Genomic DNA, 14713 nt, shown 5'->3' on the forward strand with positions numbered 1-14713 from the left:
ACAAAGAACTGGGTGAGGATTTATTCAGCCTGCTCATCCGCAGCCAAAGTAACGGGGCGTGCAGGAACGACGGTAGAGATCGCGTGCTTATACACCATTTGAGTGACTGTATTGCGCAGCAGTACGACATACTGATCGAAGGACTCGATCTGACCTTGCAGCTTGATGCCGTTGACCAGGTAGATCGACACAGGGATATGCTCCTTGCGCAGCGCGTTCAAAAACGGGTCTTGTAGAATTTGCCCTTTATTGCTCATTGGTGAGGCTCCGGTTATGTTGTTTTTCCAGAAATGGAAGCGAATCCCACTACTTTACCGGGTTTTCCCTGAATTCGCACGTTCCAAACTGGAGATTTTTATCTAATAGGTGTATATCAGGCGCCTTGCCCTAAAATCTGCCGCAAACTGTTGCACAGTCGGGCACATTGCTCGGGCGATCCTACCGTAATACGTAAATACTGCTCAATGCGTGGCTGACGGAAATGGCGAACCAAAATCCCCTGTTCACGCAAGGCCTGCTGAATACCAGCTGCCGAATGCTTAGGGTGAGTTGCCATCAAAAAGTTCGCTTTCGAGGGCAAAATCTCGAAACCCAGCTGCTCCAGATCAGCGCGCAACTGCTCGCGTGCATCAATCACAGCCTGGCATTGTCGGGCAAAATACTCCGTATCCTTCAAGGAAGCCACGGCTCCCACCTGGGCGATCGTGTCCATGGGGTAGGAGTTGAAACTGTCTTTCACACGCTCCAGCGCCTGGATGATGTCAGCGCTGGCCAGGGCATAACCCACACGCAGGCCTGCCAGCGCACGCGACTTGGACATGGTTTGGATGACAACCAGGTTGTCATACTTTTCCAGCAGGCTGACCGAAGACGTGCCGCCGAAATCCACGTAAGCCTCGTCCACGACAACCGTGGTGTCCGGGTTGGCAGCCAGAATGGTTTCGATATCTGCCAAAGACAGCGGAATACCGGTAGGCGCATTGGGGTTGGCAAAAATGATGCCGGCAGGTGGCAGACTGCGCTTGCGCACATAGTCCTGCACATTCAACGTGAAGTCCTCGCGCAGCGGCACGATATCAGCAGGCACACCGAAGTACGAACAGTAAGTGGTGTAGAAGCTGTACGTGATATCAGGCAGCAGGACCGGGCGCACGCCACGCAGGAACAAGGCGCTGAACACATGGGCCAGCACTTCGTCCGAGCCATTGCCCAAAAAGACATTATTGGCTTTCACGCCGTGGTTGTGCGCCACAGCATCACGCAGTTCCTGCGCGCTATAGGAAGGGTAAAGACGCAAATCATCGGTCGCCGCCTGGCGGATCGCTTCCAGCGCTTTAGGCGACGGACCGAAAGGATGTTCGTTTGTGTTCAGCTTCAAGAGGTTATCCAGCTTGACCTGCTCACCCGGTACATAGGGTGAAAGCCCCGCTACATGATCACTCCACAAACGGCTCATTACGCGTCCTTCAGATAAGGGTTTTTAGATGATTTGAATTCGATGCGCAAAGGCGTGCCTTCCAGCTTGAAGGCCTCGCGAAAACGCGTCTCCAGATAACGGCGGTAACTGTCCGAAATGGCATCCAGGGCGTTGCCGTGAATCACCACGATCGGCGGGTTCATGCCACCTTGGTGAGCATACCGCAACTTGGGACGGAAAATGCCCTTGCGCGGTGGCTGTTGCTGTTCCACCGCTTCTTGCATGACGCGAGTGAGCTTGGGCGTGGACAGCTTGGAGAAGGCAGCCGCATGAGCGGCATTGACCGACTTGAGCAAGGGATTGATCCCCTGCCCTTTCAAGGCCGACAAGGTGTGCATCTTGGCAAAGTTCAGGAAGCGCAATTTGCGATCGAACTCGCGCTTGATCCACTCACGCTGGTACTCGTCCAGGCCATCCCACTTGTTGATGCCCACCACCAGCGCACGGCCGGTTTCCACCACAAAGCCCGCAATGCTGGCGTCCTGGTCGGAAATTTCCGTGTGAGCGTCAATCATCAGCAAGACCACGTTACACGCTTCAATCGCCTGCAAGGTCTTGATAACGGAGAACTTTTCAACCGCTTCAAATACTTTGCCGCGCTTGCGCAAACCGGCCGTGTCGATCAGGGTGTATTCCACCCCGTTGCGCTCGAACTCGATCTCAATGGCATCACGCGTCGTACCGGGCTGGTCAAACGCAATCACGCGATCCTCACCCACCAGGGTATTGATCAAGGTGGATTTACCCACATTGGGGCGGCCCACAATCGCCAGCTTGATACGGTGCTGAAATTCATCGTCATCCTGGCCATCCTCTTCAGGCTCAGGATTGGGCACTTGCTCCAGTGCTAGGTTGATCAGCTCTTCCACGCCATCGCCGTGGGAAGCGGAGATCAGGTACGGCTGACCCAGGCCCAGTTCGTGGAATTCCACGCCACCGGCCTCGTAACGCATGCCTTCGGCCTTGTTGACGGCCAGCAGCACTTTCTGACCCAGCTTGCGCAGCAACTGCGCAATTTCCAGATCCAGTGCATTGACGCCCTCACGGGCATCGACCAGAAAGACGACCACGTCAGCTTCGGCAATCGCCTGCTGGGTCTGACGAGCCATCTCCAGCAACATGCCGGTTTTGGCCACAGGCTCGAAACCACCCGTATCGACCACGATATAGGGGCGGCTGCCAACCCGGCCTTCGCCATAATGACGGTCGCGGGTCAGGCCTGGGAAGTTCGCCACCAGCGCCGCGCGCGAGCGCGTCAGGCGGTTGAACAAAGTGGACTTGCCGACGTTGGCCCGACCGACCAAAGCCACTACGGGCTTAAAAGAAACGCTTTTCAATTGATTCCAACCAAGACCAAATTACCATTGCCGGTCTGAACCAGGACCCCACGCGGGGTTCCGATCAAAGGCGACACAATGGCACCACCGCCGACACTGACCCGACCCAACAAGGTGCCGTCCAGTCGCGATAGAAAGTGAACATAGCCTTCCATGTCACCGGCGGCGAGCGCCTGGGGCATGACGGCCAAAGGAGCCAGACCACGGTTACGCAAAGCATTCTGCGTCCAGATGGTTTGCCCGTCTGTCATGGCAAACGCTTCAATCTGGTCGCGGCTATTGGCGGCATACAACATATGGTTGTCCGCTGCGATACCGGTACCGGCCGAAAATTCCCTATCCCACACCAGTCGTCCACCTTGGGAGACGTCAAAGCAGGCAACACGACCTTGGTAGGTTGCACCGCACAGCAGGGGATCGACGACCTGGGGAGCACCCACGACGTCATTAATGCGCTCCAGGTCCGTCGCGCCACGGGAGACAGAAATACTGCCTTCCCACACCAGATGACCTTGAGCCGCGTCAATGGCCATCAAACGGCCGTTGGGCATTCCTGCCAACAACAAACCATCAATAATGCGCATTTGCATGCTGGTTTTCAGCGACAAGGCGGGACCAGGACGCTGCAGGCTCCAGCGCAGATCGCCTGTGCTGGCATCAAATGCCTGCAAGCGGTAGTCGCTGGTACGCACCACAACCACACCGGCACCCACAGCAGGCGGCACATTCACAGCGCTGCTGCTACGACTGCGCCACAACTCCTTGCCCGAGTCGTCAAACGCAATGACGTTCCCGTCCACCGAAGCGACCGCAGTCACCACACCGTCCGAACCTGCACCGGCGGTCAACTTCTTGCCGGCATTGGCCGACCACTGCACGCGACCCGTATCCAGATCCACCTTGCTGACCTGACCCGAGACCGTCGCGGCGTAGACCGAAGAGCCACTGACTTGCGGTGCAAAGCCGGAGTCTGCGCCGCTACCAATCGAGGTGCTCCAGCTGATCTTGGCGGCCACACCAGGGGTGTATTCCGTCAGGGGCGTAGGCTCGAAACGAGGATCCTTGCTGGAGAACATGGAGCAACCAGCCAAAGCGGTCAGGCTCAGGGCCAGAGCGCTCAAGCGCAGGACACGCATGGCAGAGGATGGCGATTTGCGAATAGTAGGAAGAGACATGAATTAAGCTCCTGCCAGGGCATCAAGTTTGATCTGTACCAACTGCGAAATAGGGTCTTGCTTGAGCAACTCCACGGCCTGCGTCCAGGCTTCGCGTGCTGCATCGTTCTGCCCTTGGGCGGCCAGAATATCGCCTTTGCGATCCGCAAACAGACCGGCAAAGCTGGCAGGAGGATTTGTCAGCTGAGCCAGGGCATCATCGTAATTCTTCTGTTCCAGCAAGATACCAGCCAGACGCAAACGCGCCAGCGGAGTCAGCGCCGGGTCGTGATTGGTTTTGACCATCCACTCCAATTGCTCACGAGCAGGCGTCAGATTGCCGCGTTGCTGCAAAGCCTGGGCAGCCAGCAAGACACCGCGGGAGGTATAGCCAGACTTGGGGAAATCGTTACGCAAGGTCGTGCTGGCAGCCAGCACGCGGGCATCGGCCTCTTCGCCGGTCTGGGCAGCCGCACTTTCCAGCGCCTCAAAGTAACCCATGGCCTGACCGGCCTGATGCCCCTGATACCACTGCCAACCGCGCCAGCCGGCTACTGCTGCCAAGGCAGCAAAAGCCAGCACGATGCACAAGGTGCCCCAGCGGTCCCACCATGCTCGCATGGCATCTAGTTTTTCCTGTTCTTCAAGATCGTAGGCCATGCTCAAATCCTTGCTGACAAAACACTGGCGAGTTCAGAAAATTCAACAGACTGTTGCTGCTCGGCGCCATCCGCAGCACGCAACCATTTCACACTGGCCTGTTCTTTTTGGAGTTCGTCGTCACCCAAAATAACGGCGGCCTGCGCACCACTGGCATCAGCCCGTTTGAACTGGGACTTGAAGCCGCTGGAGCCTGCATGGACTATCACCTGCAAACCGGCATCCCGCAATTGCTCGGCCAACAGCGAGGCCTTGCGCTGGGCTGCCTCACCCTGGTGAACCATATACACCTGACATTCGGGAATGGCTGGCTGCTCGCCATCTTGCGAGCACAGGTCCAGCAAGCGCTCCACACCAATAGCAAAACCCACGGCGGGCGAAGGCTTGCCACCCATCAATTCGATCAGGCCGTCGTAACGGCCACCGCCGCACACCGTCCCTTGAGCACCCAGGCGATCCGTTACCCACTCGAACACGGTCAGATTGTAATAATCCAGACCACGCACCAAGCGCGGGTTCAGTGTGTAGGCAATACCGGCATCATCCAGACGATCGCAGACGCCCTGGAAGTGAGCACGAGACTCTTCACCCAGGAAGTCGAACAAACGTGGGGCCGCATTGGCCATTTCCTGCATAGCCGGATTTTTGGTATCCAGCACGCGCAAGGGGTTGGTATACATGCGACGCTGGGCTTCTTCGTCCAGCACATCCTTGTGCGCTTCCAGGTGCTCGATCAAGGCCGCACGGTGGGCGGCACGCTCTTCAGCCTGACCCAGGGAGTTCAGTTCCAGACGGATGTCCGTCAGACCCAGCTTCTTCCACAAACGGGCCAGCATGACGATCAGCTCGGCATCAACGTCCGGCCCTGGCAGACCCAACGCTTCCACGTCGATCTGGTGGAACTGACGGTAGCGGCCACGCTGCGGGCGTTCGTGACGGAACACCGGTCCCATCGCATAAACGCGATGAGGGCGATCGTACAAGAGATTATGTTCGATAGTGGCGCGCACCATGCCCGCCGTAAATTCGGGACGCATGGTGAGCTTGTCGCCGTTGAGCGAATCGGTAAAGGAATACATTTCCTTTTCGACAATGTCGGTGACTTCGCCAATACCACGAGCAAACAGCTGGGTATGTTCCAGCACGGGGGTACGCATATTGCGATAGCCATAGCTGGCCAACCATTCCCGCACAAGAGCCTCCAGGGCTTCCCACTGTGCGCTTTCACCCGGTAAGGTGTCTTTCATGCCCGTCAGGGCGCGGAGCTTTTGAAACTGCTGCGTCATAATTCTAATGGTTTGCTCGCCATAGACTGACAAGCGTGTTGATCAAACCGTTGATGTTTTGCCGTAGCGGCGCTCAACGTAATTCTGGACAATGGTCTGAAATTCCTGAGCGATAGTATCACCCTTCAGGGTCACCACCCGCTCGCCATCCACATAGACGGGTGCCGAAGGGACTTCCCCGGTTCCTGGCAAGCTGATGCCAATATCGGCGTGGCGGCTTTCCCCCGGACCATTGACCACACAGCCCATCACCGCGACGTTCATGGTTTCCACGCCGGGATACAGATCTTTCCAAACAGGCATCTGGTCACGCAAATAGCTTTGAATATCGTTGGCCAGCTCCTGGAACACCGTACTGCTGGTGCGACCACAACCCGGACACGCCACCACCATAGGGGTGAAAGCACGCAAACCCATGGTCTGCAAGATTTCCTGAGCCACCACCACTTCACGAGCACGATCGCCACCGGGTTCAGGAGTCAGGGAAATACGAATGGTGTCACCAATGCCTTGCTGCAACAAGACAGCCAAGGCGGCGGTGGAAGCCACAATCCCCTTGCTGCCCATCCCCGCTTCGGTCAAACCCAGGTGCAAGGCGTAGTCACAACGAGCCGACAAATCCTGGTAGACGGTGATCAGGTCCTGCACATGGCTGACCTTGCAGGACAGAACAATACGATTGCCCGACAGCCCCAGTTCCTCGGCACGCTGGGCGTTGCTGATGGCAGAGATAACCAGAGCATCGCGCATCACCGCCTGAGCCGTCCAGGGATGAGCACGCTCGTTATTCTCATCCATCATGCGGGCCATCAGCTCGTGATCCAGGCTGCCCCAGTTCACGCCAATTCGCACAGCCTTGTCGTAACGGCAGGCGATTTCGATCATCTTGGCGAAGTTATCGTCCCGGCGCTTGCCACCGCCCATATTGCCCGGATTGATCCGGTACTTGGACAGGGCCTGAGCACACTCGGGGTAATCTGCCAGCAATTTATGGCCGTTGTAATGGAAGTCCCCCACCAAGGGGACATTTACGCCCATGCGGTCCAGCTGCTCGCGAATGGCAGGCACTTCACGGGCCGCTTCGGGGGTATTGACCGTGATACGCACCATTTCAGAACCGGCACGCGCCAGTTCCTTGACCTGGATAGCCGTTGCAATGGCATCGACCGTATCCGTATTGGTCATGGACTGCACCACGACCGGCGCCGAGCCCCCCAGTTTCACAACATGATCACCCCAGCGCACATCAACCGTACGCGTCACCCGCTTGGGTTGAGCGCCTACCGGCAGAGGTTGGCAAGCAGAGGGAGTTTCGGGACCCTGCGTCATTTCTTCAAGTCCTTGAGCCAATCGAACACCAGCCACTCTTCGGGAACCCAGCCCCGATCAATGGCGTAAAAACCAGCGACCAACAGCAAAACAATAATGATAAGAATCCAGATCCAGCCAAACCCGCCGCGCGAGTCCGAATACAGGCTCAAGTCCGCACTGGACAAGCCCGCACCCGAATGATTGCGCGGCACGGGCTTGGGCGCAGCGGTATCGCTGACCTGAGCTTCCAGCATGACCAGCACAGCCGATACGTCGGCCTCCAGAAAGCGCGCGTAATTGCGCACCATGCCCCGCAACGGCTGCCCACCGGGCAATTGGTCCCACTCCTGGGCCTCCAGGGCCTCTAGCTGGCGAACCGAAAACTTCAGGCGAGTGGAGGCTTCGTTCAGCGTACAGGATCGCGCCAGACGCAGTTCACGCAATGTTGGGCCTACACCTGAGTCCGTTTCCGGAGCCGATTGGTTGGAGGGGACCAGAGTCTCGCTCATGCACGTTCCTGTTTGATTTGAATGACAGCACGATCAGGCAAACGTTGTTCGATACGGGTGCGATCACGAATATCGCCCGCCAACTGTCCACAAGCGGCAGCAATATCATCGCCGCGCGTCTTGCGCACTGTGGTTACCACCCCACCATCCATCAGCCGTTGGGCAAACTGTTTGACCCGTGCAGCTGAAGAGCGTTTCAGACCGGACTGCGGAAAAGGATTGAAAGGAATCAAATTAAATTTACAGCGCACAATGCGTGCGATATCCAACAGTTCCTGCGCATGCTGGTCGGTATCGTTGATGCCGTCCAGCATGATGTATTCAAACGTGATGAAGTCACGCGGCGCGTGCTCCAGATAGCGATTACAGGCATCCAGAAGCTCGGCCAGCGGGTACTTCTTGTTCAGGGGCACCAGGCGATCACGCAACGCATCATTGGGCGCGTGCAGCGATACGGCCAGTGCGACCGGGCAATCTTTGGCCAGACGATCCATCATGGGCACCACCCCGGAGGTGGAGACCGTCACGCGGCGGCGCGACAGACCGTAGGCATTGTCATCGAGCATCAGGCGCAAGGCACCGAGCACCTGATCGTAATTGAGCAAGGGTTCGCCCATGCCCATCATGACCACATTGCTGATAACACGTGTGCTGGTGTGCTCGGCATCGCCAATACGGGCGGTTTCCGGCGCATTCAGCAAAGCACGGCGAGCAAACCACAACTGACCAATGATTTCAGAGGTCGTCAGGTTGCGGTTGAAGCCTTGATAGCCCGTGGAACAGAATGGACAGGCCACCGTGCAGCCAGCCTGGCTGGAAATACACAGGGTGCCCCGGTCGTCCTCGGGAATGAAAACCGCTTCGACGGCGTTATTGCTGCCTACATCAAACAGCCATTTACGAGTGCCGTCGGTAGAAATATGTTCGTGCGACATGCTGGGCGCGGTGACAACGCAATTAGCGGTCAGCTGCTCGCGGAACTCGCGCGCCAGATCCGTCATCTGCCCAAAATCGTCTTGTTGACGCTGGTGTATCCAGCGCTGCAATTGGCGCGCGCGGAAAGGCTTGCCACCCCATTGGGCGACCAGTTCAACAAGTTGCTCCGGGCCCAGGCCCAGAAGGTTAGTAGGTTCGAGCGATGACATAAAAAAATAATACCTTCACGCGGTCTGGCTATTACTTTCTTGCAGGAGGGCAAAAAAGCCTCTTTTTGCGGATTTGCCCGGCACACCCATTCCGGTGTGCCGGGCAAGTCTTGCTCAGAGTGCCGCCAGTACTGCGCGGTTTAACGAATTAACGGCTGTAAACGTTGCACTCTGGGAAGAAGAAAGCGATTTCGACAGCAGCGGTTTCAGGAGCGTCGGAACCGTGAACAGCGTTAGCGTCGATGCTTTCAGCGAAGTCAGCACGGATGGTGCCAGCGTCAGCTTTCTTGGGGTCGGTAGCGCCCATCAGTTCGCGGTTCTTGGCAATGGCGCCTTCGCCTTCCAGAACTTGTACGAATACAGGACCGGAAACCATGAAGTCGACCAGATCCTTGAAGAAAGGACGCTCGGCGTGCACGCCGTAGAAGCGCTCGGCTTCGCCACGGGACAGGTGAACCAGGCGACCAGCGATCACTTTCAGGCCAGCGCCTTCAAAGCGGGAAATAATCTGACCGATCACGTTTTTAGCAACAGCGTCGGGCTTGATAATGGACAGAGTGCGTTCAATAGCCATGTGAAAATCCAAATAAGAACAATATAGTGTAGTCTTTGCTGCGTAAAGCAAAATGCAGATCCGACGGTTCGCGCTAAATTTTTTAATGAAAACAAGCACTTTCATCAGATTTACGGCAACCCGGCATTTTACCACGCCAAAGACGCACGGCCACATCTTAAAATAGTGCATCTTAAATTCGTTTTTTACCCAGGATTAGTCCCGCCCTATCTGGCACTGAACGTGCAATAAGGGGCAGGCAGACCGCATCACCATGACCAACTCATCCGCTACGACCTCCGACGAGCAATTATCCAAGAGCTTTGAACCCCAGGAAATCGAAACGCGCTGGTACGCGCGCTGGGAGCAAGCCGACCTTTTCAAGGGTGGCCAACATGTCCAGCCCTTGGGTGATCATCAGTCCGAACCCTTTGTGATCCAGTCCCCACCACCAAACGTCACCGGGACTTTGCACATGGGCCACGCCTTTAATCAGACCATCATGGATGGCCTGACGCGCTACCACCGCATGAAAGGCGACGACACGGTCTATATTCCCGGTACCGACCACGCCGGGATTGCGACCCAGATCATCGTGGAACGCCAGCTTGATGCCCAGAACATCAGCCGCCACGACCTGGGCCGCGAGAAATTCCTGGAAAAAGTCTGGGAGTGGAAAGAGAAGTCGGGCAATACCATTACCGGCCAGTTCCGTCGCCTGGGCGCGTCCTGTGACTGGAGCCGCGAATACTTCACCATGGACGACAATCTGTCCCGTGGCGTGCTGGAAACTTTTGTCCGTCTGTACGAGCAAGGCCTGATTTACCGCGGCAAGCGCCTGGTGAACTGGGACCCCGTGCTGGGCACCGCCGTGTCTGATCTGGAAGTGGTCAGCGAGGAAGAAGACGGCCATCTGTGGGAAATCAGCTATCCGCTGACCACACCTCAAGGCGGTCTGACCCACCTGACGGTGGCCACCACCCGTCCCGAAACCATGCTGGGCGACGTTGCCCTGATGGTGCACCCTGAAGACGAGCGCTATATCGGCCTGATCGGTCAAACCGTTACCCTGCCCCTGGTTGGCCGTTCCATCCCGATCATTGCAGACGACTACGTAGACCCGGCCTTTGGTACCGGCGTGGTGAAGGTTACGCCCGCCCACGACTTCAATGACTACGCTGTTGGCCAGCGCCACGGCCTGGAAATGATCAGCATCCTGACGCTGGATGCCCACATTGCCGACACCGCCCCCGAAGCCTACCAAGGCCTGGAGCGCTTTGCTGCACGCAAGCAAATCGTGGCCGACCTGGAAGCCCAGGGCCTGCTCAAGGCCGTCAAGCCACACAAGCTGATGGTGCCACGTGGCGACCGCACCAATACGGTTATCGAACCCATGCTGACCGACCAGTGGTTTGTCGCCATGAGCAAGCCTGCACCTGAAGATTCCCTGCACCCCGGCAAGAGCATCACCCAGGTTGCCCTGGATGTAGTGGCCGATGGCCGTGTGCGCTTCTACCCCGACAACTGGTCCAACACCTACAACCAGTGGCTGAACAATATTCAGGACTGGTGTATTTCCCGTCAGCTGTGGTGGGGTCACCAGATTCCCGCCTGGTACGCCGAAGACGGCAGCCTGTTTGTCGCCCGCTCCGAAGAAGACGCTCTGGAGCAAGCCCGTGCCGCTGGCGTGACCGGCCCACTGCGCCGCGACGAGGACGTACTGGACACCTGGTTCTCCTCTGCTCTGGTGCCCTTTACCGATCTGGGCTGGCCTGAAGAAACCCCGGATCTGGCTCGTTACCTGCCCTCCAGCGTGCTGGTAACTGGCTTCGACATTATTTTCTTCTGGGTGGCCCGCATGGTCATGATGAGCATGCACCTGACCGGCCGCGTTCCGTTCAACACCGTCTATGTTCACGGACTGGTGTGCGATATGGAAGGCAAGAAGATGAGCAAATCCAAGGGCAACACGATTGACCCGGTGGATTTGATCGACGGCATCGACCTGGAAAGCCTGATACACAAGCGCACCTTTGGCTTGATGAATCCCAAGCAGGCTCAAAGCATTAGCAAGCGCACCAAGAAGGACTATCCCGATGGCATCCCCGCGTTCGGTACGGACGCGCTGCGCTTTACCATGGCCGCTTACGCCACCCTGGGTCGCAACATCAACTTCGACATGAAGCGCTGTGAAGGCTATCGCAACTTCTGCAACAAGCTGTGGAACGCCACCCGCTTTGTGCTGATGAACACCGAAGGCCATGAACTGCACACCGACGCTGCTGCCGAACTGAGCTTTGCAGACCGCTGGATCATCAGCCTACTGCAAGGCCTGGAACAGGACGCCGAGCGCGGTTTTGCCGACTACCGTTTCGACAATGTCGCCAACGCCATCTACCACTTTGTCTGGGACGAGTACTGCGACTGGTACCTGGAACTGGCCAAGACCCAGATCCAGAACGGCACGCCCGAGCAGCAGCTGGGCACCCGCCGCACCCTGATCCGTGTACTGGAAGTGGTGTTGCGCGTGGCACACCCCATCATCCCGTTCATTACGGAAGAGCTGTGGCAGAAAGTCTCGGTGGTAGCTGGCAAACGTGCTGCCAATGAAACCACCAGTATTTCGGTCCAGCCCTACCCTATCGCCAATCCGGCCGCCATTGATGAACAGGCCATGGCACAGGTTGCAGAACTGAAAGCCCAAGTGGACGCGATTCGCGCCTTGCGCGGCGAGATGAACCTCTCGCCCGCTCAGCGCGTGCCACTGGTTGCCCAAGGTGACGCTGCAATCCTGAGCGCCAACAGCCCCTATCTGGCCAGCTTGTGCAAACTGGAAAGCGTAGACATCGTGGATCAACTGCCCACCGACGCCGGCGCCCCAGTACAAGTGGTCGACACCACTCAGCTGATGCTGCACGTAGAGATTGACGTGGAAGCGGAGCGCATCCGCCTGTCCAAGGAAATCGAACGTCTGCAAGGCGAGATCAACAAGGCCGAAGCCAAACTGGGCAACGCCAGCTTTGTAGAACGTGCACCTGCCGCCGTGGTTGAACAGGAGCGCCTGCGCGTGGCTCAATTCGGTGAGACACTGGCCAAGGTGAAACAGCAGTTTGAGCGTCTGGGCTAATCGCCTGAATCAGGTCTCGGTGACGAGAAAAGGCCCTGCACTAGTGCAGGGCCTTTTTGCATCTATGGTCCTTCAATCCAGCGGCACTATTCCGATTACTCGTAACACACCCTCCCTGTTCATACGAAACAGAAGAACACAGGAGCATCACACCAGCGCAGACCGGTCGCGCACAGAAGCCATCCTGAGCGCATCACCTCTTGTGATGTATTTTCCGGGCTATCCGCAAAAACGCCTGAGCAGCAGGAGAAAGCCGCTCGAAATTCAGAGCCGCCAGAGCAATTTCACGAGGCCTACACGGCTCCAGGCTGCGATAAATCACCCCTTCTGGTGGCTCCGGCAAGGCCAGCCTGCCCGCGATGGTCACAGCCACTCCTTGCGCGACAAAGCCCAACATGGAAGACAACTGCTCAAAGCGGAACAAGGTCCTGGGGACCGCCCCTGCTGCCGCCAGAAACTGATCTACATGCGGGCCAGAGCCTGCCGCAGTCCGAATAAACGGCAAGTCATGGAAGTCACTGGCAGAAACACGGGCGCAAACGGCCAAACGATGCTCTGCCGGCAGCACGGCCACCAGCTCATCCTGGGCCAAGGGCAAGCAGTCAAAGCGATCATCTGGCAAGATCACAAAGCCCAGCTCCACACGCCGCTCCAGCAGCCACTGCGCCACTTCACTATCAATACCCTCGTCAATCTGCACCTCCACTTCGGGATGCGTCTGCCTGTAGCAAGCCAATAAATGCGGCAGCAAATGCAAGGACGAGGAAGCCCCAAAAGAAGCAATACGCAAGGTGCCACGGGCAATTCCCTGCTCGTAGCAGGCCTCCTGATGCAAGGCCTCCTTCTGCTGCAGGATATCGTTGGCACGTTGCAGCAACTTAGCCCCCACTTCTGTCAGCTCCACTGAGGTCGGGCCACGAGAAAACAGGCAGACACCCAAATCGGCCTCCAGCTGCTTGAGCGCATGACTGACCGCACTTTGCGTAATCCCCAAGGCGCTGGCTGCTCGAGAAAAGCTGCCTATCCTGGCCAGCACGGAAAAGATTTCTAGTTGAGTGAAGGTCATGAGCGTTTACTCATTCGACTATGAGGCAATAAAAGTAAATAGTACCCCTGCTGAAATCTTCTCCATAGTGGCTTTAATGAAATTTCCCAACTACTCCGTACACCTAAGTCTGATTGGCATGGCCGCTCTGTGGGGGGCCTCCTGGCCCTGGGGCCGAGTCGTGGCGCAAGCCATGCCGCCTTTGGCGGCAGCCAGTCTGCGCTTCCTGATTGCCAGTGTCGCACTGCTGCTTTGGATGAGCTGGAGCGGCCGACTGAAAGCCCTATGCACACTTGACTCCCGAGAATGGCTAGGTCTGCTTAACGCCTCGGCTTTTGGGGTATTTGGCTATTCAATTTTCTTTCTTCTGGCCCTGAAACTGGTGCCAGCAGGCAAGGCCAGCATGGTCGTTGCCCTGAACCCGGTCCTGATCCTGATTCTGGCCTCTTTGTTGTTTCGCGAGCCAGTCAACAAAAAGATGAGCCTGGGGGTGATCCTGGCCGTATCAGGGGCTCTCTATGCCCTGAGTGCCGGCTCTATCAGCAGCCTCATGCCGGGCCAGAGCGGAATAGGCGAATGGCTATTACTGGGCTGTGCTCTGTGCTGGGTCAGCTACACCTTGATTGGCCGCACCGTACTGACCACCGTAGATTCTCTGACCGCTACCAGCATGACCACATTGATTGGCGCAGTGTTGCTGTCCATCAGCAGCTTGGGGGTGGAGGGTCTTTCGGCCTGGGGCAGCCTGATCCATGCGCCAAGCCAAGCCTGGTACAGCGTGTTGGCCTTGGGCCTGGGTTCAACGGCTCTGGCCTTCGCCTGGTATATGCACGGCGTGAAAAGCCTGGGTGCCACATCCGCAGGCGCCTATCTGGCCCTGGTACCGCTGTTTGGCGTTTTACTGTCCAGCCTGTGGCTTAAGGAGACCCTGAACCCATCCTTGATCGGCGGAGGTTTGCTGGCAATTAGCGGGATGGCCCTGATGAGCTGGGGACGGCAGACACTGAATACCAAGGACAACACCCCTGCGGAAAATTCGCAACTGCAGCTTGGCCAGTACGACTAACAAAGTCACCCAGATACAAAACGGCCCGCATAAAAACGGACCG

The 14713-nt window shown here is 57.3% G+C and carries 13 protein-coding genes; 2 read left to right on the forward strand and 11 right to left on the reverse strand.

Translation table 11 applies throughout. From position 1 onward, the window contains the following. Nucleotides 1–20: 20 nt before the first annotated feature. From hfq to ndk, 10 genes are all read right to left on the reverse strand, one after another. On the reverse strand, nucleotides 21–257 hold the full coding sequence (gene hfq / locus OSH04_RS02530; RefSeq protein ID WP_003799329.1) for an RNA chaperone Hfq: 237 nt from the start codon (nucleotides 255–257) through the stop codon (nucleotides 21–23). A 116-nt stretch (nucleotides 258–373) separates the two neighbouring features. Continuing rightward, nucleotides 374–1456, reverse strand: coding sequence for a histidinol-phosphate transaminase (gene hisC, locus OSH04_RS02535; protein ID WP_251196175.1), 1083 nt, complete (start codon nucleotides 1454–1456; stop codon nucleotides 374–376). Beyond that, nucleotides 1456–2814 (reverse strand): ribosome biogenesis GTPase Der, encoded by a 1359-nt coding sequence (der, locus tag OSH04_RS02540; RefSeq protein WP_009455876.1) that lies wholly within the window; start codon nucleotides 2812–2814, stop codon nucleotides 1456–1458. The genes hisC and der overlap by 1 nt, the downstream gene beginning before the upstream one ends. Further along, nucleotides 2811–3989 carry an outer membrane protein assembly factor BamB gene (bamB, locus tag OSH04_RS02545; protein ID WP_035272276.1) on the reverse strand — a complete coding sequence of 393 codons (1179 nt, stop codon included), beginning with the start codon at nucleotides 3987–3989 and terminating at the stop codon, nucleotides 2811–2813. Before bamB ends, der begins: the two co-directional genes overlap by 4 nt. A 3-nt stretch (nucleotides 3990–3992) precedes the next feature. Next, nucleotides 3993–4628, reverse strand: coding sequence for a YfgM family protein (locus OSH04_RS02550; RefSeq protein WP_009455880.1), 636 nt, complete (start codon nucleotides 4626–4628; stop codon nucleotides 3993–3995). 2 nt (nucleotides 4629–4630) lie between these two features. Continuing rightward, nucleotides 4631–5914 carry a histidine--tRNA ligase gene (gene hisS / locus OSH04_RS02555; protein ID WP_060185243.1) on the reverse strand — a complete coding sequence of 428 codons (1284 nt, stop codon included), beginning with the start codon at nucleotides 5912–5914 and terminating at the stop codon, nucleotides 4631–4633. Between the two features lie 42 nt (nucleotides 5915–5956). Then, the gene (gene ispG / locus OSH04_RS02560) at nucleotides 5957–7243 is read right to left on the reverse strand and encodes a flavodoxin-dependent (E)-4-hydroxy-3-methylbut-2-enyl-diphosphate synthase (RefSeq protein WP_035272271.1); all 1287 of its coding nucleotides are present in this window, start codon (nucleotides 7241–7243) and stop codon (nucleotides 5957–5959) included. After that, nucleotides 7240–7734, reverse strand: a complete 495-nt coding sequence (locus OSH04_RS02565; RefSeq protein WP_035272268.1) for a helix-turn-helix domain-containing protein — start codon at nucleotides 7732–7734, stop codon at nucleotides 7240–7242. Before OSH04_RS02565 ends, ispG begins: the two co-directional genes overlap by 4 nt. After that, nucleotides 7731–8879 carry a 23S rRNA (adenine(2503)-C(2))-methyltransferase RlmN gene (gene rlmN / locus OSH04_RS02570; RefSeq protein ID WP_035272265.1) on the reverse strand — a complete coding sequence of 383 codons (1149 nt, stop codon included), beginning with the start codon at nucleotides 8877–8879 and terminating at the stop codon, nucleotides 7731–7733. Before rlmN ends, OSH04_RS02565 begins: the two co-directional genes overlap by 4 nt. A gap of 148 nt (nucleotides 8880–9027) precedes the next feature. Continuing rightward, nucleotides 9028–9453, reverse strand: a complete 426-nt coding sequence (ndk, locus tag OSH04_RS02575; RefSeq protein ID WP_009455885.1) for a nucleoside-diphosphate kinase — start codon at nucleotides 9451–9453, stop codon at nucleotides 9028–9030. Nucleotides 9454–9706: 253 nt separating this feature from the next. Here ndk and OSH04_RS02580 point away from each other — a divergent pair, with 253 nt between their 5' ends. After that, complete coding sequence (locus tag OSH04_RS02580) at nucleotides 9707–12559, forward strand: valine--tRNA ligase (RefSeq protein WP_266107898.1); 2853 nt, start codon at nucleotides 9707–9709, stop codon at nucleotides 12557–12559. Between the two features lie 193 nt (nucleotides 12560–12752). On the opposite strand, the gene OSH04_RS02585 is transcribed toward OSH04_RS02580, so the two are convergent. Further along, complete coding sequence (locus OSH04_RS02585) at nucleotides 12753–13625, reverse strand: LysR family transcriptional regulator (RefSeq protein ID WP_251196178.1); 873 nt, start codon at nucleotides 13623–13625, stop codon at nucleotides 12753–12755. 76 nt (nucleotides 13626–13701) lie between these two features. On the opposite strand from OSH04_RS02585, the gene OSH04_RS02590 reads away from it, so the two are divergent. Then, entirely contained in the window at nucleotides 13702–14670 is a 969-nt protein-coding gene (locus OSH04_RS02590; RefSeq protein WP_266107899.1) for a DMT family transporter, read from the forward strand. The last annotated feature ends 43 nt before the right edge of the window (nucleotides 14671–14713 follow it).

Source organism: Alcaligenes nematophilus, from assembly GCF_026344155.1.
Classification (GTDB): domain Bacteria; phylum Pseudomonadota; class Gammaproteobacteria; order Burkholderiales; family Burkholderiaceae_B; genus Alcaligenes; species Alcaligenes phenolicus.

Bases quoted from the DNA above. Each gene is read 5' to 3' on its own strand.
- rlmN (WP_035272265.1), bottom strand. From the start codon at position 8,879: ATGTCATCGCTCGAACCTACTAACCTTCTGGGCCTGGGCCCGGAGCAA.
- OSH04_RS02550 (WP_009455880.1), bottom strand. From the start codon at position 4,628: ATGGCCTACGATCTTGAAGAACAGGAAAAACTAGATGCCATGCGAGCA.
- ndk (WP_009455885.1), bottom strand. From the start codon at position 9,453: ATGGCTATTGAACGCACTCTGTCCATTATCAAGCCCGACGCTGTTGCT.
- OSH04_RS02565 (WP_035272268.1), bottom strand. From the start codon at position 7,734: ATGAGCGAGACTCTGGTCCCCTCCAACCAATCGGCTCCGGAAACGGAC.
- OSH04_RS02590 (WP_266107899.1), top strand. From the start codon at position 13,702: ATGAAATTTCCCAACTACTCCGTACACCTAAGTCTGATTGGCATGGCC.
- OSH04_RS02580 (WP_266107898.1), top strand. From the start codon at position 9,707: ATGACCAACTCATCCGCTACGACCTCCGACGAGCAATTATCCAAGAGC.
- bamB (WP_035272276.1), bottom strand. From the start codon at position 3,989: ATGTCTCTTCCTACTATTCGCAAATCGCCATCCTCTGCCATGCGTGTC.
- hisS (WP_060185243.1), bottom strand. From the start codon at position 5,914: ATGACGCAGCAGTTTCAAAAGCTCCGCGCCCTGACGGGCATGAAAGAC.
- ispG (WP_035272271.1), bottom strand. From the start codon at position 7,243: ATGACGCAGGGTCCCGAAACTCCCTCTGCTTGCCAACCTCTGCCGGTA.
- OSH04_RS02585 (WP_251196178.1), bottom strand. From the start codon at position 13,625: ATGACCTTCACTCAACTAGAAATCTTTTCCGTGCTGGCCAGGATAGGC.
- hfq (WP_003799329.1), bottom strand. From the start codon at position 257: ATGAGCAATAAAGGGCAAATTCTACAAGACCCGTTTTTGAACGCGCTG.
- hisC (WP_251196175.1), bottom strand. From the start codon at position 1,456: ATGAGCCGTTTGTGGAGTGATCATGTAGCGGGGCTTTCACCCTATGTA.